Consider the following 2,925-nt stretch of genomic DNA (forward strand, 5'->3'; position numbering starts at 1 on the left):
CAAAACTTTTTTTAATATTTTTTGCTTCTATTACTTTCATATTTTCACCTGCTCTTTATATTTAAAATATAAACTTAAAAGTTCCTCGTATACCTTATTATGAAATGCTTTCCAGCAATCTTTTTTTGCTTTGTTAATATAAATATTATATCTACTCAAAAAATTTTTTTTAAGTTTTTTCCAACCGGTTGGTAAGGTGTATAAATTTTGTTATAATATATAAGGACCTTTTTTCAAAACTTACTCAGAAATTTCCTGCTGAATTTGAGGGTTGGATGAATCGGTTGTGTATTCTTTATCATTATCTCCTGCAAAGAAGATTGTTGAAAATAACAGAATTCCTATAAGTATCAATATTATTATTTTTTTTCATTATCCCACCTCCCTGTTTTCATTTTACCATTTCTAACATGACTTTCAAGTGTTTTTTTATTTTTTATAAATCCTTATTTTATCAGCGTTTTATAATTTCACAATTTCACGATATTTGTAAAAATAAATATTGTTACATTTTAATAATATTATAATTTTTATTAATTTTACTTATTTTGTGCTTTTTTGTGAATGATATAATTTTTATGATTTGTTAAATAATTAAAGGAAGAATATTGGTAAATTTTTAGTAAAGATATTATTTCTCGTGTATTAAGGAGATGGTTTTAATGAAAAAAAATAAAAAATGTTCTCAATATTATAAGATTTGGTATCTACTCAATCCCGATTATTAATTATATTTATAAAAACAACATCAAAGAAGATTTGAAATATTATATTTTATTATTAAAATCAAAATGGAAAAGAGATTTTAATTCTGCTATCAAATATGCAAATAAAGTTATTTCAACAACAACAACAATATTAGGAGAGTTAGCAAGGTTTGAACTTATATCTCTTTATGTAAAAAATAATCAGTTTGAACTCGCTAAGAAAGAATGTAAATATTTAAGAGATAAATTTAATAACATTTCAGAATATGCCAGGAATTTAATGATTCCTGGTTTAAAGTTATTAAATACAAAATATAATATCCTTGATAAGGAATTTAAATCGTATTCTGATAATTATGTACAAAACAATGTGGTTAAAGCTATTTTAAAGTATTCTCAGGCAAGAGATTATATTAAGAAAGAAGATTATAACAAAGCATATGAGTTATTTATAGAAGGATATTACTCTGCAAAAAAGTTTCCACATCCTACTATGATTTGTAATGGTTTAAATGGCGCTGCATGGTGGATGAGGAATGAAGATAAAAAGAAAGCATTAGTTGCAGCTGAATTGCTTGAATATTATATTGGTTATTATTTTGAAGATCTAATGTATATTTATAACTGGCTTGATACTGTTTTTGAAGTCAGAAGAATTAATAATGATGTGAAAGCTTTTGATACTGCTAATACTATTATTCAATTAAATAAAGATGGTAGAATAAAGATTAAAAAAACTTTTTATAATTTTATTCCTGAAGTATCTGCTACAGATTATAAAATAGATAATGAATTAAAAAACTTTATTTTAAAATATAATGATTTAAAAATCAGAAAGGGAATTATAAAATCAAAAACAATAATGAAATTTATTAATTCTTATAATATAAAATACACATCCAGAAAACTTTATGCTATTAGAAATGAGTATTATAAGATATATAAAAAAAAATTATTTGGGATATCAGTAGAAAAATTTGAAAAATTAAACGAAGGAAAAATTATAAAATTATTTTTCGCAACATATACGGTATTAAAAATCAAAATTTCAAAAATCATGATAAAAAATAGTATTTTAAGACTTAATAAAAATAAACTTATTAATTTTTTTTCAATGGATTATGAGAAGATGCATTTTTTTAATATAATGTTATCAGATTTTTCAGAGAAAAATCTGATAAATAATTTGAATAATAATCTTCCATATTCTACCGAAGGTATGTCTTCTAGCGATGGCTGCTTATTTTTCATAGCAAGAAAAAAACTCATAACTGAGCTTTTAAAAAATATGAAGAATTTTAAGGAGTTTATTCTTCACTATTTTGATCTCAGTGATGAAGAAATGAAAATCTTTGATGTATTTTTGAGAAATTGTGTTCGTTATGATATCAAATGGCCTATTACTCCTTATCCAAAAGGAAAAATCCGTGATTTTGCCATTAAATATGGTCTTGGTCAAAAACGTATTGCTCTTGGTTATTACTCTTTTGAAGATGATGAAAATTTTTTGATTGATGAGATTATTGATAAATTCTTATAACAAAATCCCCGAAAACGGGGATTTTGTTAATTTAAGATTGTGTGCAGTTATATCTTTTCAATTATATAATCATCAATATTCCTTTTTTCAGAATTGATATTTATCCCTATTATATATATTTCTTTTCCTTTGTATTTTTCATAATATTTTTTTTCTTTTATTTGGTTTATTGCATCAATTGCACTTTTATCTACTTTTATTTCAAAAAGATATATCCTTTCATCAAAATCTATTACAAGGTCACTTCGTCCTAAGTTTGTTAATTCTTCTGCTTTTACATCTATTCCTGCTGATGCTATTATTTTAAATATTAATGAATGATAATACTTTTCTTCTTTTTTATGTAAGTTATATGGTATTGCACTTATTATTCTTTTTATTTCTTCTATTAATCCTTTTATGTCATTTTCTGCTATTTTTATGTATATTTCATTTACTATTTCTAATTCATCTTCTTTTAGTCCATAGTTTGCTTCTAATATTAGTTTTGAGAATGAGTTTTTTACTTCCAGATTTGGATAGTCAAGTATATATTTTTTCACTAATCCATATCTCTTTATTTCTTTGAATGTTAGATATCCTGCTTGTGTAAAGAATATATTTGCATTGGCATCTTCTATTTCTCTTGTTGAGAAATCCATTGCACTTACTATATGTTTTACAAGGTCTTCATATTCT

At 23.5% G+C, this 2,925-nt stretch carries 2 protein-coding genes; one reads left to right on the forward strand and one right to left on the reverse strand.

What is annotated here, in order from left to right; genetic code table 11:
- Window positions 1-759 precede the first annotated feature (759 nt).
- Window positions 760-2,247: a hypothetical protein gene (locus XO12_RS11425; protein ID WP_254867738.1), complete on the forward strand. Its 1,488-nt coding sequence runs from the start codon at window positions 760-762 to the stop codon at window positions 2,245-2,247.
- Between the two features lie 47 nt (window positions 2,248-2,294).
- On the opposite strand, the gene XO12_RS10915 is transcribed toward XO12_RS11425, so the two are convergent.
- A partial coding sequence (locus XO12_RS10915) for a PD-(D/E)XK nuclease domain-containing protein (protein WP_175420323.1) occupies window positions 2,295-2,925 on the reverse strand: 631 nt, incomplete at its 5' end.

Origin of the sequence: Marinitoga sp. 1154 (assembly GCF_013363285.1) — a bacterium.
Taxonomy (GTDB): Bacteria; Thermotogota; Thermotogae; order Petrotogales; family Petrotogaceae; genus Marinitoga.